Origin of the sequence: Mycobacterium sp. Aquia_216, assembly GCF_026723865.1 — a bacterium.
Taxonomy (GTDB): Bacteria; Actinomycetota; Actinomycetes; order Mycobacteriales; family Mycobacteriaceae; genus Mycobacterium.
The window spans coordinates 3,580,923-3,600,048 of sequence record NZ_CP113529.1 but is presented as its reverse complement, the minus strand read 5'-3'; the positions used below and the strand labels follow the sequence as shown (position 1 = coordinate 3,600,048).

The 19,126-nt window shown below is 64.2% G+C and carries 19 protein-coding genes; 11 read left to right on the top strand and 8 right to left on the bottom strand.

Annotation, left to right across the window (positions count from 1 at the left end; genetic code table 11):
• Positions 1–32 precede the first annotated feature (32 nt).
• Positions 33–1,361: an acyltransferase family protein gene (locus tag OK015_RS16830; protein WP_268124628.1), complete on the bottom strand. Its 1,329-nt coding sequence runs from the start codon at positions 1,359–1,361 to the stop codon at positions 33–35.
• Between the two features lie 318 nt (positions 1,362–1,679).
• Between OK015_RS16830 and OK015_RS16825 the strand changes: the two genes are divergently transcribed.
• Positions 1,680–2,651, top strand: coding sequence for an aldo/keto reductase (locus tag OK015_RS16825; protein ID WP_268124626.1), 972 nt, complete (start codon positions 1,680–1,682; stop codon positions 2,649–2,651).
• A gap of 7 nt (positions 2,652–2,658) precedes the next feature.
• Here the strand turns inward: OK015_RS16825 and OK015_RS16820 are convergent, their stop codons facing one another.
• Together OK015_RS16820 and OK015_RS16815 are read right to left on the bottom strand one after the other, a co-directional pair.
• Positions 2,659–3,804, bottom strand: coding sequence for a phosphotransferase (locus OK015_RS16820; protein WP_268124624.1), 1,146 nt, complete (start codon positions 3,802–3,804; stop codon positions 2,659–2,661).
• A 104-nt stretch (positions 3,805–3,908) separates the two neighbouring features.
• Entirely contained in the window at positions 3,909–4,529 is a 621-nt protein-coding gene (locus tag OK015_RS16815; protein ID WP_268124622.1) for a TetR/AcrR family transcriptional regulator, read from the bottom strand.
• Positions 4,530–4,663: 134 nt separating this feature from the next.
• Between OK015_RS16815 and OK015_RS16810 the strand changes: the two genes are divergently transcribed.
• The 7 genes from OK015_RS16810 (at position 4,664) to OK015_RS16780 (ending at position 11,713) form a co-directional block, all read left to right on the top strand.
• Positions 4,664–5,794, top strand: coding sequence for a DUF7064 domain-containing protein (locus OK015_RS16810; protein ID WP_268124620.1), 1,131 nt, complete (start codon positions 4,664–4,666; stop codon positions 5,792–5,794).
• Positions 5,791–6,861: a phosphotransferase family protein gene (locus OK015_RS16805; RefSeq protein ID WP_268124618.1), complete on the top strand. Its 1,071-nt coding sequence runs from the start codon at positions 5,791–5,793 to the stop codon at positions 6,859–6,861. Before OK015_RS16810 ends, OK015_RS16805 begins: the two co-directional genes overlap by 4 nt.
• Before the next feature lie 57 nt (positions 6,862–6,918).
• Positions 6,919–7,902 (top strand): NAD-dependent epimerase/dehydratase family protein, encoded by a 984-nt coding sequence (locus OK015_RS16800; RefSeq protein ID WP_268132817.1) that lies wholly within the window; start codon positions 6,919–6,921, stop codon positions 7,900–7,902.
• A 213-nt stretch (positions 7,903–8,115) separates the two neighbouring features.
• A complete protein-coding gene (locus tag OK015_RS16795) occupies positions 8,116–9,423 on the top strand; it encodes an acyl-CoA dehydrogenase family protein (protein WP_326498487.1) in 1,308 nt (435 codons plus the stop codon).
• Entirely contained in the window at positions 9,420–10,439 is a 1,020-nt protein-coding gene (locus OK015_RS16790) for a zinc-dependent alcohol dehydrogenase family protein (RefSeq protein ID WP_268124616.1), read from the top strand. The genes OK015_RS16795 and OK015_RS16790 overlap by 4 nt, the downstream gene beginning before the upstream one ends.
• Before the next feature lie 19 nt (positions 10,440–10,458).
• Positions 10,459–11,043 carry a TetR/AcrR family transcriptional regulator gene (locus tag OK015_RS16785; RefSeq protein WP_268124613.1) on the top strand — a complete coding sequence of 195 codons (585 nt, stop codon included), beginning with the start codon at positions 10,459–10,461 and terminating at the stop codon, positions 11,041–11,043.
• A gap of 40 nt (positions 11,044–11,083) precedes the next feature.
• On the top strand, positions 11,084–11,713 hold the full coding sequence (locus tag OK015_RS16780) for a TetR/AcrR family transcriptional regulator (protein WP_268124611.1): 630 nt from the start codon (positions 11,084–11,086) through the stop codon (positions 11,711–11,713).
• Here the strand turns inward: OK015_RS16780 and OK015_RS16775 are convergent.
• Entirely contained in the window at positions 11,678–12,442 is a 765-nt protein-coding gene (locus OK015_RS16775) for an SDR family NAD(P)-dependent oxidoreductase (RefSeq protein ID WP_268124609.1), read from the bottom strand. The genes OK015_RS16780 and OK015_RS16775 overlap by 36 nt on opposite strands.
• Positions 12,439–13,470, bottom strand: coding sequence for a phosphotransferase family protein (locus OK015_RS16770; protein WP_268124607.1), 1,032 nt, complete (start codon positions 13,468–13,470; stop codon positions 12,439–12,441). Before OK015_RS16770 ends, OK015_RS16775 begins: the two co-directional genes overlap by 4 nt.
• Before the next feature lie 287 nt (positions 13,471–13,757).
• Here OK015_RS16770 and OK015_RS16765 point away from each other — a divergent pair, with 287 nt between their 5' ends.
• Both OK015_RS16765 and OK015_RS16760 read left to right on the top strand, forming a co-directional pair.
• A complete protein-coding gene (locus OK015_RS16765) occupies positions 13,758–14,930 on the top strand; it encodes an acyl-CoA dehydrogenase family protein (protein ID WP_268132813.1) in 1,173 nt (390 codons plus the stop codon).
• A gap of 40 nt (positions 14,931–14,970) precedes the next feature.
• Complete coding sequence (locus OK015_RS16760; protein ID WP_268124605.1) at positions 14,971–15,837, top strand: hypothetical protein; 867 nt, start codon at positions 14,971–14,973, stop codon at positions 15,835–15,837.
• A gap of 32 nt (positions 15,838–15,869) precedes the next feature.
• On the opposite strand, the gene OK015_RS16755 is transcribed toward OK015_RS16760, so the two are convergent.
• From OK015_RS16755 to OK015_RS16745, 3 genes are read right to left on the bottom strand one after another with little or no spacing between them, the layout of a single operon-like run.
• Complete coding sequence (locus OK015_RS16755; protein WP_268124603.1) at positions 15,870–16,091, bottom strand: dsRBD fold-containing protein; 222 nt, start codon at positions 16,089–16,091, stop codon at positions 15,870–15,872.
• Positions 16,092–16,146: 55 nt separating this feature from the next.
• On the bottom strand, positions 16,147–17,118 hold the full coding sequence (locus OK015_RS16750) for an Acg family FMN-binding oxidoreductase (protein WP_268124601.1): 972 nt from the start codon (positions 17,116–17,118) through the stop codon (positions 16,147–16,149).
• Between the two features lie 5 nt (positions 17,119–17,123).
• Positions 17,124–17,459 carry a universal stress protein gene (locus tag OK015_RS16745; RefSeq protein ID WP_268132811.1) on the bottom strand — a complete coding sequence of 112 codons (336 nt, stop codon included), beginning with the start codon at positions 17,457–17,459 and terminating at the stop codon, positions 17,124–17,126.
• Between the two features lie 320 nt (positions 17,460–17,779).
• Between OK015_RS16745 and OK015_RS16740 the strand changes: the two genes are divergently transcribed.
• The gene (locus tag OK015_RS16740; protein WP_268124598.1) at positions 17,780–18,928 is read left to right on the top strand and encodes a cation:proton antiporter; all 1,149 of its coding nucleotides are present in this window, start codon (positions 17,780–17,782) and stop codon (positions 18,926–18,928) included.
• Positions 18,929–19,126 lie beyond the last annotated feature (198 nt).

The following is a 19,126-nucleotide window of genomic DNA, read 5'->3' as shown; positions in this document are numbered from 1 at the left end:
CGTGGCCAATGGGCCCCAAGTGCCGGAGCCATTCAACCGGACGGTCGTGCGGGATCGGCGAGCCGTGGGCTCAGCTGTTTTGGGCGAAGCGCGACCAGTGTCACCCCGACAGCGAATACCAGCACGTTCACCCACGGAAGGTGCCCGTTCGGCGCGAAGCCCGCATAGGCGAAAATGTGCAAGCTGAAGGAGGCCATCACGGCACCGGCCAACATGACCACTTCGCCCCAGCGCGCTGTGAGCGGTACTCCGAGCATGGGCAGCGGCACCGCGAAAAGCCTTCGTTGCCACCACAGCAGCGCAATTTCGACCGCAGTCACCAGACTGAGGATGACGATCCACTCCAACCGGACCAGCCACCACGCCCCCGTCCCCTCGAGTGGTTGCGGCAAGAGCCCTGCAGGGTAGGCGATGATCGCGACGATCACGACCGGCACCATGTGCCAGAGGTAAAGGGCCATCACATTGTTGTTCGCTATGGAAAGCACCCGCTTGACGAACCCGGCACGCAGGGCGCGGTTGAGCGCGGGCGCGAGTGTCACCACCAACCCGGCCTGCGCGCACGCGAAGGCCAGCATCGCCACGGTGGGTGGCGTCGTATTCTGCACCGCTTGACCGGGGACGCCGATCATGCTGACGGGGTAGTGTCCCAGCCAGATCAGCAGCGCGAGCGCGACCGCCGAGGCGGCCGCGAGCAGCACCGATCTGCGAACAGTCAATAACCCACAGCGCCAAGCGATTCCGAGCTGGTAGAGCGCCCCCCAGCACAGAAAGTAATTCAGCCAGCCGATGTAAGCCACGTGGCCGACGATCGTGGCGAAGTCGAATACGGCGACCGCGACCGCCAAGACGCCCGGCACCCAAAGGCCCCAACGGCTTTGTGCGGCAATCGCAATCGGCGTCAGCGACACCACCACTACGTAGACGGCGAGGAACCACAAGTGCATCGCCACCGCCCAACCCGCGTATTCCAGCACCGAGCCGGGAATGCCATAGGCTACGAGAACCACCACAACGATCGACACCAGGGCGACGTAGACCGCCGTCGGTCCCAGTACCCGGGCCAGTCGATGCCGGAGCCAGACCTCTCGCGAGAAACCGCCGGTGCCGCGCCGATGCGTCCATGACACTGCGCCGGCGTAGCCGGCCGCCAGGAAGAACACCGGAACCGCCTGGAAAATCCAGGTCAGCCACTGTGTCCAGGGCAGGTCGACCAGCGGGTTCTCCCGCCCGAAATGTCCGTCTTGATAGGTGACCGATCCGGCTAGCCAATGACCCAGCACAATGAGGATTACGCCCGATACGCGGTAGAAGTCCACCGCCAGATTGCGGGTAGGTCGTGCGGTGTTTGTGTCGGCCATCAGATCGGGGGAAGCTCGAGGCGGTGCACAGAGCCACGGTACCGGCTGAGGAGATGCTCAGCATTGTCACGGGCGGAAAGGCGGACAATGTGCACGCGCCGAGCGCTGTCGGCGTCAACGCTCAGTGGTCGGCCGAACCGGCCGGAAATGTAGTCCTCGGTGGCCTTTTGGTCAGGCTTGGCACCGGGCTCAAGTAACTGCCGACCGAGGGCGCCGACTGACGCGAGGCGTCGAACAATGCTTCGCATGGGCAACCCAGTTTGTGGAATTCTGAGAATGGATCCCGCGCAAAGCCCCACCACGACAGGAGAACGTGCCATGAAGCAGGCTAACCTCGGCGACCTGCGGGTCGGCCGGATCGGCTTGGGCGCGATGGGCATGTCCGCCGCCTACGCCATTGGTGGCTTTGACGATGCAGAGTCCGTCCGCACGGTTCATCGCGCGATCGAGCTCGGCGTCACGTTGATCGACACCGCCGAGGTCTACGGCCCCTACGTCAACGAGGAGTTGCTGGCCCGAGCGCTGCAGGGCCGGCGAGACCGCGTGGTGCTGGCTACCAAATTCGGCTTGATCTCGCATACCGGACGCGACGGCCTCGACAGCAGCCCCGCCAGCATCCGTGTCGCGGTCGACGGATCGCTGAAAAGGCTGGCGACCGATCACATTGACCTCTACTACCAACATCGTCTCGATCGCGGCACCCCGATCGAGGACACCATCGGAGCGCTCGCCGAACTGGTCGCCGCCGGCAAGATTCGGCACATCGGTCTTTCCGAAGTCGGCGTGAACACCATCCGCCGCGCGCATGCTGTACATCCCATTACCGCCGTGCAATCGGAATACTCGCTATGGACCCGCGACCCCGAAGACGGGATATTGGCGGTACTGCGCGAACTGGGAATCGGATTTGTCCCGTACTCGCCGCTTGGCCGTGGCTTCCTCACGGGCGCAATCCGAACCACCACGGAGCTTCCCGACGACGACTACCGCAAGACCAATCCGCGCTTCCTCGACGAGAACTTCCGACACAACCTCAACAGCGCGGACGAGCTGCGCGAAATCAGTGCTGACGTCGGTGCGACCCCCGCTCAGGTCGCATTGGCCTGGCTGTTGGCCAAGGGACCTGACATCGTGCCTATTCCGGGCACGAAAAAGGTTGTGCGCCTTGAGGAAAACGTTGGCGCCGACAGTGTCGAACTCACCCGTGAGCAACTGGGCAGGCTCGATCGACTCACTCCGGCCGTAGGCGGCCATCACGCCGAAGCGCAAATGGGATGGATCGACCGCTAAGCAATTCCTATAGCGAACCCTTGAGCGCGGCAACGGTTTCCAAGTCGTCGAGGGCGGCGACGCCGCGCCGCAGACCTTCCATGGCGATGTCTTCGACCTGCATTCCGCCCATTCCCGCGGTGATCAGCGGGGCGACATACGCATAGAGCGAGCCTTGGCGGTAGCGCAGCCAGAGGTCCTCGCGGTCCAGTTCGGGGCCGCCGGCCGCGGCCAGTGCCTGCCGGTAGACATCGAGCAGCTCGCGCTGGGTGCTACGGCGGTCTTCCGGTGTCAGACTGGTGATCAGGGTGTAAGCCAGTTCGCGCGACGGATGTCCGCGTCGCACGGCCTGCCAATCCAACAGTCCCGCCTCGCCGTCGCGGAAATACATGTTGCCCGGATGGGCGTCGCCGTGCATGACCGTATGCGGGGGAGTGTCGATCAACGCGGCGACCGCGCGGTAGTTCTCGGCGATGAATCGGCCCCTGTCAATGGGGAAGTCCACCTCATTGGTGGTCTGCTCACCGAGTCGCTTCATCGAGGTCGTCATCAATGGCCCGGTCAGCAGAGACGTGACGTCACCCGACGGCGTGTAGAGCCACCCCAGCGGTCCGCCTCCGTTGTGGCGCATGCGGTCCCAGAAGGTTCCGTGCAGGGTGGCCAGCAGCTCGACGATGAGACCGGCCTGGTCGGTGGTCAGCGGGTGCAGCGTGTCGGGAAACACGCACGACTCCGGAAGGTCTTCCAGCACAAGTAGGTACCGACCGGTCCAGGTGTCGAACGCCGTGCCGTAGGTGACCGGGACTCCGGAGAGTTCGGGGGCGAGCTGACTGTAGAAGCGCACCTCGGTATTGCCCAGCCGGCCCAGCTCGCCCATCAACCGGGTCGCCGCGGTCTGCGCCGCAATCTTGACGAATACCGATTCGGGTACGTCATCCCCGGTCAGCACCAGCCGTGCCCGTGACGATGTGCCCGCGTCGCTGGCCAGGACGCGGATCGACCCGACGTTTCGGCCCATCACAGTGGACAGCGCCGCGGTGTTGAGATCGCCGACCGTTCGGGGTAGTCCCGCCCGACTGCCCACGATGGCGTCGGCCGTCACCCGGCCGACGCCCCGGCCGAGATGAGTCGCCAGGCCGGCAACGGATAGCGCCTTTTCAAAGGGGTTTGCCATCACTGTCCATCCTGTTTGCGCCGGCACGGCCGCTCGATGCGGGGGCACGAAGAAAGCTATCAGGACAAAAATATATTAATGTCTGGACATCAGACAAAGTAAGACTAATGTCTGATCCGTGGCACCAGGGCCCGCACCAGAAACTGCTCGACGAATTCGCGTTTGTCGGCGACGGAGCGACGCCGCCACGCCGGTGTCAGCAGGAACAACGTCGTCGCGTTCAGCCACTGGACGATCGAGCGGGGGTCGAGGTCGGCGTAGAGCCTGCCCGCCTCCTTCCATCGCTGCAACAGCGGCCCATAGTGTGCCAATAACAACTCGACCGTCGGTTCCGACCCCAGCTGTAGCGCCGCGGGTACCGCGGTGCTCTCGGCGGCGAACAGCGCCTCGTTCAAGGCGTTGCCCGCCACCGACTCCACCCGGGCCAGCACCATCTCGGGCAACGAGCGCACCGGGTCGTCGGGGTGACGCAGCGAGGCGACCAACTCGCCCAGCGCCGTGTCGACCCGGGCCAACATCAGACCCAGTAGGACCTCGTCGCGATTGGGGAAGTAGCGGTACAGCGTCGAGCGGGAGACACCGGCCTCGTCGGCGACTTCGGCCATGCGAATCTGGGCGTTGCCGCGACGCACGATGCAGCGGCCCGCAGCCTCCAGGAGGCGCCTGCGTGCCTCTTCGTCGTCGAGGATCGCGCGGTCGTCGCCCCACCACCGGCTCGGCTCCATGCAGCGATATTAGGGGATGTGTTGTGCCATTGGGTATCTGACGCGCAAGGTCGGCCAAAGAATTTCTTCGACGTGACGTGATCGCTGAAAGCACTCTGTAGCAATGTATTTCACTGTCCAGCAGAAAGGAATTCATGGGTTACAGCGCCGCCGACGAGGCATTCACCCATCAGCTGCCAACGACGTTCGATCAAGTGCACGATCCGGATCCGACGTGGTCGGATCGCTGCTACTTTTTCGCCGCCTCGCCGGACGGCGCCCTGCTGCTGGCCAGCGGCTACGGCAACAACCCGAACACCGGCACCGGGTTGGGATACGTCAAGGTCAGCCTTGCCGACGGACGCCACTGGGATCTGCTGGCCGGCCGGCCGATTAGCGGCTCAGGTCGTGACGACCTGAGCGCCGGGCCGATGCGCTGGACCTGTGTCGAACCCTTGAAGAAGTGGCGTCTCGACGTGCAGCCCAACGATTCAGGCATCACGTGGGAGCTCTACTACGAGCCGACCGCCCCGATGTGGGAGCTGTTGCCGATGAAGGTGCGCGACAAGGACGGCCGGATGCTGGCCGACATGTATCACATGAAGGAGCCGGGCCGGTGGACCGGTTGGGTGCAGATCGACGGCGAACGGACCAGCGTCGATGGGTTCCGCGGCGGCCGAGACCGCACCTTCGGTGTACGGGTATCCGACAAGATCGACTTCTGGCTCTGGTTAGACGCCGGCTTCGAAAACCGCGCGATCGAAGCCTGGATCATCGAATCATCGGATGGCACCGTCAATTACGTAGACGGTGGCATCACCCACAATGACGGCACGCTGTCGAAGCGTTTTGTGAAGATCGAGCACGACGTCGAATTCGACGGCGATAACAAACGGCCTGCCCGGGCGCTCCTGGTCTTCACCGACGAGGACGGCAAGACCTACCGGGTCGCCGCCGATACTGTCCACCAGGACGTCAACGCCTATTACGGACTACCGATGGCGCACTGTCAGTATCAGGACCTGGGCGGTGGCGGCTACTTCATCCACTTCGAGTGGAACAGCAACGATTCCGCGCAACTCAGCGAGACCGAGGGCAAATCCATGGCGCTGGATCAGTTGATGCGCTTCGAACTCGACGGCGACACTGGTTGGGGCATCTTCGAGTTACTGATGGGTGGTCAGGGCTATGCCCGCTACCCGAACTGGGCCGCGATGGACATGTCGGCCTTCACGCAGGACCGGACGCCGGTTGAACGGCTGTCGGAGGACGGGGTTCGCCAATGACGCCGGATGGCAATGTCGCTGAGCGTTTGACCACCTGGCTGCGTACTCAACTGCCCGATGCCGGCGACGTCCGTGTCGAGGGCCTCGACCGGGTGAACTTCGGGCATTCCGCCGAGATGATGGTGTTGACCATCGTGACACGAAACCGAGCCCAAGATGTGGTGCTGCGGCTGCGGCCAAAACCGCCGGCGCTGCTGGAACCCTACGACCTCACGCGCCAATTCGCGATCCTGCGGGCGTTGCAGGACACCGAGGTTCGTGTTCCGGACGCGCTGTGGATCGAGGACAGCGGCAATGTGCTGGGACGGCCGTTCTTCGTGATGGAGCGGGTCGGCGGTGACGTCTACGAAATGGAAGCCCCCGACGCTGCCGGGGAGACGGTGGTGCGGATGTGTGAAAGCCTGGCCGAACAAATCGCGGCCATCCATTCCGTCGACCTCCAGCAGACCGGGCTTTATGCGCTCGATGACGGCGACAACCACCTGCAACGCGAACTCAACCATTGGGCAACCGAAATGGACCGGGTCAAGCGGGGTTCACTACCCGCGCTGGACCGGCTGTGTGAGGCGCTAAGCAAGAGCGCACCCCCGCCGTGCCCGAGAGTCACGTTGGTGCACGGCGACGCCAAACCGGGCAACTTCGCGTTCACCGGCGGCGAGGTCAGCGCGGTCTTCGACTGGGAGATGACGACCGTGGGCGACCCGCTCACCGACATCGGCTGGCTCGAATTGCTCTGGATGCAGCCCGTCGGCATTACCAGTCACCCCGGCGCGCTGGACATCGACGCCCTGCTTGCGCACTACGAAACGGTCAGTGGGATCACGCTGCAGAACCGCTCCTGGTATCGCGCGTTCAACGCGTACAAGATGGCGGTCATCTGTCTGATCGGCGCGATGCTCGTCGACGGCGGCCACAGCGACGATCAAAAACTCGTGCTTGCCGCGTACGGTACCTCGATGCTGACCCAGATCGGACTGTCCGAGTTGGGCATCCACGAGCACCTCGACGACGGTCCGGTTCTCCCGCGTGAGGAACGCATCCAGCAACTCCAGGCAACCGCCCGCTAGGTCGGGCGCGCAGCGTTCCGGCTATTGTCCACCCGGAGCAATGATGGGAGATCAGCCATTACTGGCGAGAAGAAACTGGTGATCGGAGCCAGCGGATTTCTGGGATCCCATGTCACACGTCAGCTCGTCGCTTCGGCTGCCGACGTGCGAGTGATGTTGCGCCGCACCAGTTCTACCAAGGGCATCGACGACCTCGAGGCTCAGCGCTGCTACGGGGATGTCTTCGATGACGATGCGTTACGCGCGGCGATGGCCGGCTGCGACGTCGTCTATTACTGCGTTGTCGATGCCCGGATGTGGCTGCGTGACCCGGCACCGTTGTTCCGGACGAATGTGGAAGGTCTGCGCCACGTACTGGACGCGGCTCTTGAGGCCAACCTGACGAAGTTTGTGTTCACCAGCACCGCTGGCACTTTAGCGATCAGCGACAGCCGTGCGGTCACCGAGGAAGATCCGCACAACTGGGACCAGGGCGGTGCTTACATCGAGGCGCGGGTCGCGGCCGAGAACATGGTGCTGTCGTACGCGCGGCACAAAGGGCTGCCGGCGGTCGCGATGTGCATACCCACGACTTACGGTCCGGGCGATTGGGCGCCCACTCCGCACGGCTTGATGCTTTCACTTGTCGCCAACGGCAAGTTCCCGTTCTATCTGGACTATTCGTCCGAGGTGGTGGGCATCGAAGACGCCGCCAAGGCGATGCTGCTGGGCGCTGAACACGGGCGAAGCGGCGAACGCTACATCGTCTCGGATAGGTACATGAGCGTCCGCGAGTTGCACGAGATCGCCGCTACCGCCGTCGGCAGGCGGCCACCGCGCATCGGCATCCCGATGTCGGTGCTGCGCTGGAGTTCGTGGGTCAACGACGTGTTGGCGCGGCTGTTGGGCCGCGACCTGCCTTTCGCTTACGCCGGAATGCGGATGGCGGAGCTGATGTCGCGCCTGGACCACAGCAAGGCCGAGCGTGAACTCGGATGGACACCCGAACCTGTCGAGGACTCGATCCGCAAAGCCGCGGTCTTCTTCGCTTCGCGGAACTAGTCCGCTTGCCTGGGTGCCAGGTGAGCGTGTGGGCGCAGGTGCAGGACGGACTGATCGTCCGGGTGTGGAGATGCCGCGACGTTGCCCATGCGGCAGCCCAATTTGGCTCCTGACCATTGCCGGAGCAGGGGGATTGCGCTGACGTATAACACCATGATTACACTGTGATTTCAGCGCTGGAAAATTGACGAAGTCGCGACGAGGCGACCGACGGTGAGGAACACGATGGCGTGGGATTTCGAGACGGATCCAGAGTTCGCGGAAAAGCTTTCGTGGATGCGCGATTTCATCGACTCCGAGGTCATCCCGCTGGAACCCATCCTGGCGGAGATCTCGGCCGAGCAGTGGCAGCCGGTCAAGCGCCACCTGCAGGACAAGGTCAAGGCCCAAGGGTTGTGGGGCTTGTTCCTCGATCCCGGCCTGGGCGGTGCGGGGCTGGGCCAGCTCAAACTCGCGCTGATGTCGGAGATCATCGGTCGGTGCATGGTGTCGATGGAGCTGTTCGGGGTTCAGGCGCCCGACAGCGGCAACATGGAGTTGCTCGCGCACGGCGCGACCGAGGCACAGAAGCAGCGCTGGTTATATCCCAACCTCAAGGGGGAGATATCCAGCGCGTTCGCACTGACCGAACCGTTCCTGGCCGGCGCCGACCCGACCGTCATCGGCACCACCGCCACACTCGACGGCGACGACTGGATCATCAACGGCCACAAGTGGTTTACCACCAATGCGTCCTGCGCTGACATCATCTTGGTGGTCGCGGAGACCGACCCTGCGGGCCGGCCACACCGGCACGCGTCGATATTCGCCGTTCCGGCGGGAACGCCGGGGCTGAATATCGTGCGCGATATCCCGACCATGGCTCATCCTGCCCCGGAGTTCGGCCGGCGTGGCAACCACGCCGAGGTGGTCTTTACCGACTGTCGTGTGCCCGCAGATCACCTGATCGGCGCGCGGGGCGGCGGTTTCGTGCTGGCACAACAACGACTTGGCGGCGGGCGTATCCATCACTCGATGCGCTGGCTCGGGCAGGCGCAGCGGGCCCTGGACATCATGGGTGAGCGCGCGGTCTCGCGACGTTCACACGGCCGACTGCTGGGCGAGCATCAGATGGTGCAAGATTATATTGCGCTGTCGCACACCGAGATTCAGGCAGCTCGGCTGCTGACATTCCAGACCGCCTGGAAAATGGACCGCTTGGGCGCGGGCGAAGTCCGCGCCGAACTGGGAATGATCAAGGCACACGTATCGAAGGTGGTGCTGGCCGTCCTCGACCGCACCATCCAAGTGTGTGGCGCGTTGGGATATTCCGGGGACCTGCCCGTCGAATCCTGGTATCGGATGACGCGGTTCGGATCGATCGGCGACGGGCCCGACGAACTGCACAAGTCGGTGCTGGCCCGGCACGTGCTCAAGAAGTACCGTCCGGTGCAGGGCTGGCCTACCGACCACCTTCCGTCACGCCGGCCGGCAGCGGAACAGAAGTGGCAGGCACTACGCGAGGAGGCGGGCGTCGCATGAGTATTCCGGACCGTCAGCGGGCCATCATCATGACCGGGCCCGGAGAACCCGTGCAGACCGTGGAGAAACCGGTGGCCGATCCCGGATCAGGGCAAGTGCTGGTCAAGGTCAATGCGTCGAGCCTCAACTTCCACGACAACGTGAATCTGATGGGCCTGCTGCCCGGGCCGTGGCCGCGAGTGCCGATGACCGACGGTGCCGGAGAAGTGGTGGCGATCGGGGCGCAAGTCGACGAGCTGCGGTTGGGTGACCGCGTCATGGGGGCGTTTCATCCGGGCTGGCACGACGGCCTGCCCAACCCGGAAGCCAAGCATGAAGTGCCCGGGGACAACTGCGACGGATGGCTTCAGCAATACCGTGTCGCCGATGTCGCAGGCCTGGTCCGCACGCCTGCGCACCTCAGCGATGTCGAAGCCGCGACCATTCCCTGTGCGGGCGTGACGGCGTGGAGCGCGTTGGTGGAAGCCAACATTGGCGAAGGCGACGTCGTGGTGACCCAGGGGACCGGAGGGGTGTCGCTGTTCGCCGTACAACTCGCCCAAACACGGGGCGCAACCGTGATCTTGACCTCTTCGTCCGACGACAAACTCAAGGTCGGATCGGATTTGGGGGCAACGCATCTCGTCAACTACCGAACCACTCCGGACTGGGAGACCGAGGTCAAGCGACTCACCGCCGGGCGCGGCGCCAAGCTGGTCGTCGATCTCGGTGGACCCGCGACGCTCGCGCAGTCGTTGCATGCGGCGGCGATGGGCGGCACGATCGCGGTGATCGGTGTGCTCACCGGATTCGACATGGCGTCCATCGCGGTCGCCGAGGTGATGCTGAATAATCTGCGCGTCATCGGGATCACGGTGGGCAGTGTGCGCGCTCACCGCGAGATGTGCGAGGTGGTGTCCAAGGCCGGCATCAGGCCGCAGATCAGCCACGTCTTCGGCTGGGAGCAGCTCGATGAGGCGCTTCGGGTGATGCGGGCCGGTGAGCATGTCGGCAAGATCGCGCTGACCATCCCGTGATGCGGAAAGCAGGATAGCCGTGCCCGGCGAACTGGAGCTCGACGCGGGCCAGATCGTCGCTGCCGCAGTCGAAATCATGCGCGAAAGTGGTTTAGACGCGATCAGCATGCGCAGCGTGGCCAGTCGCTTGGGTGTCACGCCGCCACCGGTCTACTCCCGGATTGGCAACAAGGACGCGTTGATCGATGCCGTCGCCGAGCACCTACTCGACGATCTCGCGCCCATCCTGGAACGCGACGAGACATGGCCGGACTACGCGCGCCGCTGGACCCACCAACTTCGCGCACGACTGACCGATGCCGCCGACAGCCGGCTATTCCTGCAGGCGAAGCGTCCGGCCTATCTGAAAGCCTCCCGGCCACTGCTGAAAAGCATGCGCCGCGATGGTATGTCGACCGACATGTCGGTCCGTGCCTGCCGGCTGTTGACGTGGGCGACCGTCGGTTTCGTCGCCATGGATCATCCGCCGAGCACCAACTCGACGCGCCGAAGGGGCCGGCTGGCCGGCAGTGACCCGGCCGGGGCGACTCGCGAGGAGGTCGACGAGCTGTTCGCCACGCACATCGACTATCTGATCGAAGGTATCCGCCGCGACGGCGCTTAACCTGCGGCGCTGACACGGTCAGGGCTTGTACGATTCAGCGATGGCCAAGCCGCTGATCCCGGCCGACGACATTCTCACGCACGCCCTGGAACTGCTGGATTCCGAAGGGATCGAGGCTCTCAGCGTTCGTCGACTATCGGCAGCGCTGAAGATCTCGCCGCGGACGCTGTATCAACAAGTCGGCAACCGCGAAGCCTTGATCAGGGCGTTGGTGGCCCGCCACTTCGCGCAGCTGAAACTTGACTTCAAGGAATACGACACCTGGGAGTCGACGGCGCTGCACTGGTGCCTGGCATTGCGCAACACCCTTCGCTCCCATCCCTTTCTGACCGAGCTGATGACCATCGACGACCGCAGCGCCGTCACCGACTATGTCAATGCCCTACTCAAAGCTACGCTGCAAGAAGGTATCCCACGCCCGTTGGCCACCGAGTGCTGCCGGGGCCTGGCGCACATGACGATCAACCATTCCATCGTCGAGGTGCGCGGGCTGCGTGAACCGGAGCGCTCCGCAGCGGAGACGGCCAATATCGAACAGAATTTCCCCCGACTGGTCGAATGGGTGATCACCGGGGTGCGGGCAGCGGCGGGCGACGTCGATCCCAAAGCGATCCGGCCGCGGCGGGCCCGCCGATCATCCGGAGACGCCGCCGTCAATGGTCATGAGTGACCCGGTGGTATAGCTCGACGCCTCGGAGAGCAAATAGACCACGGCACCGACGATCTCGTCAGGTCGGCCCACCCGTCCGAGCGCGATGCGACGCACCAGCGCCGGCAGCAGCTCGGGGTTGCGAACGAAGCCGGATGCCGCATCGGTGTCGAAGGTGCCGCAGATGATCGCGTTAACCCGCACGCCGGCGCCGGCGTATTCGATGGCCGACGCAGTGGTCAACGCGTTCAGGCCGGCTTTGGCCGCCGCGTAGACCGTGGTGACCGGAGTTGGTTTCACCGATGCCAGCGAACTGATGTTGATGATCGATCCGCCACCGGTCGCGGCCATCGCCGTGGCAGCCAGCGCCGTCAACCGGGTCGGGCCTTTCAGGTTGACGCCGATCACCTTGTCGAACAACACCTCTGAGGTATCCAGCAGTGAGGGGGCAAGCGGGCTCATCCCGGCGTTGTTGACCAACCCGTCCAGCCGGCCCCATCGGGAGACAGCGGCCTCGACCACGCCGGGGAGCGCTTCCCAATCGCCGACATGGCACGCCAGCGGGTACGCCTGTCCGCCCGACTCGATGATCATGGCGGCCAGTGCCTCGCACGTATCGAGCTTTCGGCTTGCGATCACCACTCGTGCGCCACGCCCGGCAAGACCGATGCTCATCGCGGCACCCAGGCCGCGGCTGCCGCCCGTGACGAGGATGACCCGGTCCGCCACGTCGAACAACTGATCGGTCATCGCGCGAACCTCCTTGCCCGGCTGAGCAGTTCATCGATCACCGGGCCGAAGAACTCGTGGATCGGGTTGCGGGACTCGCCGCGCAGAAATTTTGCATACGACGCCTCCAGCACGATCGCCAGCTTCCACGCGCTGAACACCTGATACCAGTCGAATTGTGACAGATCGCGACCGGTGGCCACGGCGTACCGCGCAATCAGTTGATCCGGCGTCTGGCAGTGCTCGCGGTCCATGCCGTGCGGCACGTCGGGCGATCCCAGTGCGATGGGATTTCCGGCCACCGGCCAGAAGATCATCGCCCAGGCCAGGTCGATCAGGGGATCGCCCACCGTCGTCATCTCGAAGTCGACGACGCAGACGATCCGCGGTGGCGGTGCCGGCGCCCAGATGACATTGTCCAGCTTGTAGTCGCCGTGCATGACGGTGAGATCGCCATCGGCGGGCAGGCTATCGCGCAGCCAGTCGGCAAGTTCATCCACCCCGGCCAAGTCACGGGCCCGGTACCGCGCCAGCTGCGTGAGCCACCGATCGACCTGGCGAGGCAGAAACCCCTGTGGGTGGGATAGTTCGGCCAGCTCGGTGCCCGTCCAGTCGACCGAGTGCAGCTGCACCAGGGTGTCGATCAGCTGCTCGCCGATCAACCCGTGTGACGACGGATCGGCAAGCAGCGCTTCGGGGAGTCCGTCGCGACGGATCACACCGCCGTCGACGTAGGACATCACGAAGAACGGCGCGCCCAGGATCGCGGGGTCGTCGGTACGAGCCAGTACGGTGGGCACCGGTATTCCCGCCGCGCCCAGCGTCTCCATGATCCGCGCCTCGCGGATGACCTGATGAGCGGTGTCGGAAACCGTGGCCAGGGGAGCGCGACGCACCACCCACGCCTGGCCCAAGCGGTCGACGCGGAACATCTCGCAGCTGCCGCCCCCTCGAATGGGGGTCACCGACACCTGCGCGGTCTCACCCGTCGCGTCGGCGAGCCATTCGCGAAACCGCGCGACGTCGAAACTCGTTGCGGCAGTGCTCATGCGCCGATTCTCCGATCGCGGTTAAGATAACGCGGATTCCGTAAAACATAGCAGCCCGGTGGCCGATCCAGGGATGGTTCGTACTGCGTCCCGGGAATTCGATCTGTACAGTCATTCAGCGGTGTTGTACAGTCGCCCAGCACTAGCTGAACGCTCGGACACGACAACGGGGTCGGGAGGTCATCGGCGATGACGCACAGACGAATTCGGTACCCACGGTGAGTGCCGAGGCCGCTGAAACCGTCTCGCAGTTTCGAGGGCGGGCCAGGGCCTGGTTGGCCGCCAATATGCCGCCGTTCGATCGCGACAAGGCCGCGCTGCTGGAGCGCGACGAACTGGTCTCCTGGAAGCGCGCCCGGGAACTGCAAAAGACACTCTACGACGGCGGATTCGCCGGTATCTGCTTTCCGCGGGAGTACGGCGGGCTCGGACTGGGCTACGAGTACAAAAAGGCTTTCGACGGCGAGGCGCTCAACTACGAAACGCCGTTGCTTCTCAACGTGCCATCCTTCGCTATCTGCTGCGCGACCATCCTCGACATGGGCAGCGAGGAGCAGAAACGTACCCACATCCAAGCGGCCCTGCGCGGCGAAGAAGTACTGGTACAGCTGCTGTCCGAGCCCAGCGGTGGTTCGGACCTCGCGGGCGTCATCACCCGGGCCGACCGCCGGGACGGACGCTGGATCATCAACGGCGCCAAGACCTGGAGCACTTGGGCGTTCGCCGCGGACTACGGGCTGTGCCTGGCCCGGACCGATTGGGACGCACCGAAACACGAGGGGCTGACAATGTTCCTGGTGCCCCTTGCGCATCCCGGAATAACGATCAACCGCGTCCAGCAGATCAATGGCTCCATCGAATTCTGCGAAGAGTTCTTCGACGACGCCGACGTGGGAGATGACGCCGTTGTCGGTGAACCGGGCAAGGGGTGGGAAGTCGCGTCGCGGCAGCTCTACCACGAACGCCGCAGCATGGGCGACGGCTCGGAATACACCAGTGGGCCGGGAATCTCTGAGGCCGAGGATGTTTCGATCGACCTGCTGTCGCTGGTCGACAAGACGAACCAGCAAGAAAGCGAACGCGTCCGGGAGATGATCGGGCGCGCCCTGGTCCACCGCACGGTTGCCCGTCAGCTCAGCGAGCACGTTTTCCATGCGGTGGCCAGCGGAGCCCTGCCACCGACCGCGGGTTCGATCGTCCGCCTATCGATGGCGGCGGTGCACGACGTCGAGACGGACACCGCAGTCGCCGTCACGGGTACTGCGGCCGTCGTCGAGGACGACGCGCAACTGGTCGATATCGGCATCCGCTACCTGGGTCGCCAGATAGCCAGCATCGGTGGCGGCACCACCGAAATGGCACGGAACGTGATCGGCGAGCGAGTGTTGAACTTCCCCCGTGAGTACGCGGCCGATCGTGGCGTGCCGTTCAACCAGGTACGCCGAAACAGACTGCCCTGACGGATAGGCCGGAGACACGGCGGTGAAAGGTGGACGACAGATGAGCGATCAACTACGAGACATCCGAGAGTTTGCCGGCGACGCCGGCGCCTATCGAGATGAGCTGCTCCGTCGCTGGACGGGTCTGCTCAGCTACCGCTACATCGGGCGTAAGCACGCATCCATGGATGTTGGCGACGTCGACGACACCGTGGTTATTCGCCGGGACATGCGCAATGCGGCGGGCGGAATCATGGTTGCGCCGCTGGCCATTTCGTCGCCCGAGGGTTGTCAGCCCGATATGGTCGCGGTGCCCAACCCGGTCATCGCCTCGGTGCAGATCATCGACCCCGGCTACGACGTCGCCCGGGTTGAGATCGTAGGATCCGGCGTGATGCACCAGGGGCGGACCATGGGCTACGGGCGTTGCAAGATCGTCGACGCCGACAACCCGGACCGGATAATCGCCTTCAACGAAGGCCAGGGCGCGATCATCGGTATCCCGCCGGAAGGCCTTGACAAGATGGATGTTTCGGGCACCGAGCTGGTAATCGAGGACTCGCCTGACCTGCCGCCGTTGTGGGCGGCCTTCGGCGCTGACAAGCGCGACGACGGCCACTGGGTGCTGCCGGCACTCAGCGTCGAACTCGCCTCGCCGGATGCGGCATTGCACATCGGACCCCAGCACGTCGTGTTGGAGACCGCGGCGACCGACCTGGCCGCGGATCTGGCCCGGACCCGGATGGTGCAGGTCGTCAGCTGGCACGTCATGTTCATGTCCCGCGGGAAGGTCGGGCCCTTCCGGGTGGAGGGCACCGCGCATGCCGGCGGCCCGGGACGCATCGGCGTGCGCATGCTGTTGCACGACGAAGGCAATGCCGACAAGGCCGTCAGCTCTGCCGCGGCGATCTTCGAGGTCGTCGGCTGACCCGCTCCGGATTAGCAACGACGACCTCTAGATCATTGACTGATAGAGGACAATTGGCGGCTTAGGTCCGAAAAGGCCTGAGCCAGCGCAAGTTGCTCGCCAATGTTGTCGATTTCAACATGGGACAGCCCAAAGCCAATCAGGGTGTGACCCCGCCACCGCAGGCGGGCCATGGCGCAGCTCCGGCGGTCGTGTTCGTCGCACGTAATGGTGACTTCCACTGTCTGGCTGCTCTGGGAGGTGTTGTGGTGCATGAAGTTTCCTTGCAGATGATAGCCCCCGACCGGGGTGCGGATTGGCCGCCGAATGCTAGAGGTTCACGGTCAACACATCGTCTAGCGGCCTCCGCGGGGTCGGTGGAGGGTAGTGCTCATTGCGGGGGGCGCGGCCGATGCGGACCAGCACCTGGGGCAGTGGGTGCCCGGTCAGCTCCTCGACGAGGTGTCGGCTGGGAGCGAGCTCGGTGAGATGGGTGAGGGTGCAGGTGGCCAGGCCAGCGACGGTAGCTTCCAGCAATATTGTCGACAGCGTTTCTCCGCACCCGAGCACATCGCGGCGGGTGTCATGATGTGCCGAGATCACCAAGATTGTGGACAGGTCAATCGGTGTCTGGGCGCGCCGTTCAGGGTTATGGCTGAACGGGAAGGTGCGTGCTACGTCGACACGATCCCCTTCGTCCGCTGAGACCAAAGAGTCGTATGGAATGCCTTCGCTTGCCTCGAACGGCGCCGTCCACCGCTGGAGCGTCGCGAAATAGGGGGAGTCGTAGAAGCGCAAGCTATCCGTCAGCTCGGTTGCGTAAGCCAGCTCGTGGCGATCAGCGTCGTTGATGACGTCTAGCAGCGCAACCGTGTCGTCGAGCTGGCTTCGCAGTGCAGTTTCGAAGTCGGCCCACCCCGGGATCGGGTCGAACGGGAGGCGGTCGGTGCGGCGCATGGCGATGGCGTCGGCGCGGCGTTGTTGTTCCTCGGTGACATCGGTCATCTCCGTGAACGTGATTGAAGCCAGATGTTTGAGGTTGTTGGGGTCAGGACAGCGACCAACAGTGGCTTTCCACCCGGCGGCTGCCATTGCGACGCGTAGGTGGTCGAGAGCCGCCCCGCAACTGATCAGCGCTTGCCGCTGCGTGGGATCGGTTTGCACCACGCGTGCCGGATCCAAGTACAAGTGCAGTCCGTCGCGGTCGACAACCCAGAGCCAAGGCTGGCTGTTGTGGTAAGAGGGGGCCCGGCAAGCCAGTGCCACCGCGCCTTTGAGCGCGTCCGTTGCAACAGTTGTCATCGACGTCACCTGGATCTCCCGTCATGTGCTGAATCGATATCGACACTGCTCGAAACAGCTGGGACCGGGCAGAGTCCTTGGTCCCTAATCGCAACATTGGGGGCTTTAGACCCTCCGCGGAAGCGACTTTGTGTGGTGGACCCATGCTGGGCAAGCGGCCTCACACTCACCCAGCCAGTCTTCACACGCTTCATGCAATTCGCAGGCGCTGCAGTAGCTTTGGTTGCGTCGTCATGAATTACTGCGACCGGGCAGTGCGCGTGGTGGGCCAACCCGGTACTGACGGAGCCGAGGAGAATCCGACGCAAAGCGTGCTGCCCGCGACAGCCCACCACGACCATGTGCGCCTGCTTCGAAAGCTCGACAAGCGGAGCCAGGGGCACCGAAAAATAAAGCTCCGTGTTAATTTCCGGCGGACCCAAGCCCGCACTGCTGCTTTCGACGATTTTGACCGCATCGGCGAGGAGCTTGCGGCCGGACTGCGGTGCAAGCGAGCGACGCGAACAACGCTAACCGCTCCCGCGGCTGCGGGTCAGGAAAAATTGGTCCCAGCCGTATGGGGCATCAGGCCCCCATGCGACACGTGCTCAAGCAAGGTTTAGTCGCCGGTTAGGGCACGGCAAATACGATTACCGGATGACGGTGCTTCTCGCTCGGGTGAATGGTCGCTGACGTGCAGGGGTTCGGTTTTGAAACACTGGCGCTGTTGACCGCAATAGGTTTCGCCGGCCCGTTGCTTGCGGCGTTGCCGCGCTTGCGGATTCCGGTGATTGTCGGTGAGTTGATCGCGGGGCTCGTCGTCGGCAAGACCGGCTTCGGCATCGTCGATGCCGCCAATCCAACGTTTCAGTTGCTCGCGAATATCGGCTTCGCACTGGTGATGTTCGTGGTCGGCACCCATGTACCGGTCCGCGGTCGCGAGATGCGCTCGGCGGTGCCGTTGGCATTGGCGCGGGTGCTTTTGGGCGGCACCTTCGCTCTCATTCTTGCTCTTGGGCTGGCCGCGGAGTTCGGCACCGGCCACGCGGCGCTTTACGCGGTGCTGATGGCCTCTTCGTCCGCGGCGATGGCATTGCCGGTGATCGATTCGTTGCGGTTGCAGGGACCACAGGTGCTGTCCGTGACTGCGCAGATCGCTGTTGCTGATGCTGCGTGTATTGTGTTGCTGCCGTTGGTGATCGATATTCGAAGTGCACCAGCGGCAGCGCTCGGTGGGTTGGCGGTCGCGGGCTGCGCGGCGGTGCTCTTTGTGCTGCTGAGTGCGATCGACCGCAGGGGCTGGCGTGGGCGGCTTCACGTCTATTCCGAAAATCATCGGTTTGCGCTGGAATTGCGGACCAGCTTGATCGTGCTGTTCGCGCTGGCAGCGCTGGCCGTCAGCACCCACGTGTCGATCATGCTAGCGGGCTTCGCGGTGGGCTCGGTGATCGCGGCGGTCGGCGAACCGCGACGGCTGGCGCGTCAGCTATTCGGCATCACCGAGGGGTTCTTCAGCCCGCTGTTCTTCGTCTGGCTGGGCGCCTCGCTGCAGGTACGCGAGTTGGGTTCGCACCCGAAACTCATTCTGCTAGGTCTAAGCCTGGGGCTGGGCGCTGTGCTGGTGCATAGCGCGGGAAGGCTGCTCGGTCAGCCGCTGCCGCTTGCGGTGCTGTCGGCCGCGCAGCTCGGTGTGCCGGTGGCCGCGGCCACGATCGGTACCGAGGAGCACCTCCTCGTCGCAGGGGAAGCATCGGCGTTAATGTTCGGCGCATTGCTGACGATCGCGTGCGCATCGATCGCGGGTGCCCTGGCAGCGCGTGACGCGGCTTGAGATGACGTATTGCGTTACCGACCGCTTGGCGAGCTCGGCGCACACAGTCCGCTGGTCGAGGACCTTGCCGAGCGGCTGGCATCGGTGATTGGACGGCTGCCGCGTAGCTTGCAGCGAGTACGCGTTTCTTGCCCCTGCCGGTCGTGGCACAAAGTCCTTTCGGACTGGGGACGTCATACTCTCCCGCGGCCGCCGCAA

Excerpts from the sequence above, each read along its gene's own strand:
- OK015_RS16830 (WP_268124628.1), bottom strand. The coding sequence starts at position 1,361 with ATGGCCGACACAAACACCGCACGACCTACCCGCAATCTGGCGGTGGAC.
- OK015_RS16825 (WP_268124626.1), top strand. The coding sequence starts at position 1,680 with ATGAAGCAGGCTAACCTCGGCGACCTGCGGGTCGGCCGGATCGGCTTG.
- OK015_RS16820 (WP_268124624.1), bottom strand. The coding sequence starts at position 3,804 with ATGGCAAACCCCTTTGAAAAGGCGCTATCCGTTGCCGGCCTGGCGACT.
- OK015_RS16815 (WP_268124622.1), bottom strand. The coding sequence starts at position 4,529 with ATGGAGCCGAGCCGGTGGTGGGGCGACGACCGCGCGATCCTCGACGAC.
- OK015_RS16810 (WP_268124620.1), top strand. The coding sequence starts at position 4,664 with ATGGGTTACAGCGCCGCCGACGAGGCATTCACCCATCAGCTGCCAACG.
- OK015_RS16805 (WP_268124618.1), top strand. The coding sequence starts at position 5,791 with ATGACGCCGGATGGCAATGTCGCTGAGCGTTTGACCACCTGGCTGCGT.
- OK015_RS16790 (WP_268124616.1), top strand. The coding sequence starts at position 9,420 with ATGAGTATTCCGGACCGTCAGCGGGCCATCATCATGACCGGGCCCGGA.
- OK015_RS16780 (WP_268124611.1), top strand. The coding sequence starts at position 11,084 with ATGGCCAAGCCGCTGATCCCGGCCGACGACATTCTCACGCACGCCCTG.
- OK015_RS16775 (WP_268124609.1), bottom strand. The coding sequence starts at position 12,442 with ATGACCGATCAGTTGTTCGACGTGGCGGACCGGGTCATCCTCGTCACG.
- OK015_RS16770 (WP_268124607.1), bottom strand. The coding sequence starts at position 13,470 with ATGAGCACTGCCGCAACGAGTTTCGACGTCGCGCGGTTTCGCGAATGG.
- OK015_RS16765 (WP_268132813.1), top strand. The coding sequence starts at position 13,758 with ATGCCGCCGTTCGATCGCGACAAGGCCGCGCTGCTGGAGCGCGACGAA.
- OK015_RS16760 (WP_268124605.1), top strand. The coding sequence starts at position 14,971 with ATGAGCGATCAACTACGAGACATCCGAGAGTTTGCCGGCGACGCCGGC.
- OK015_RS16755 (WP_268124603.1), bottom strand. The coding sequence starts at position 16,091 with ATGCACCACAACACCTCCCAGAGCAGCCAGACAGTGGAAGTCACCATT.
- OK015_RS16750 (WP_268124601.1), bottom strand. The coding sequence starts at position 17,118 with ATGACAACTGTTGCAACGGACGCGCTCAAAGGCGCGGTGGCACTGGCT.
- OK015_RS16745 (WP_268132811.1), bottom strand. The coding sequence starts at position 17,459 with ATGGTCGTGGTGGGCTGTCGCGGGCAGCACGCTTTGCGTCGGATTCTC.
- OK015_RS16740 (WP_268124598.1), top strand. The coding sequence starts at position 17,780 with ATGGTCGCTGACGTGCAGGGGTTCGGTTTTGAAACACTGGCGCTGTTG.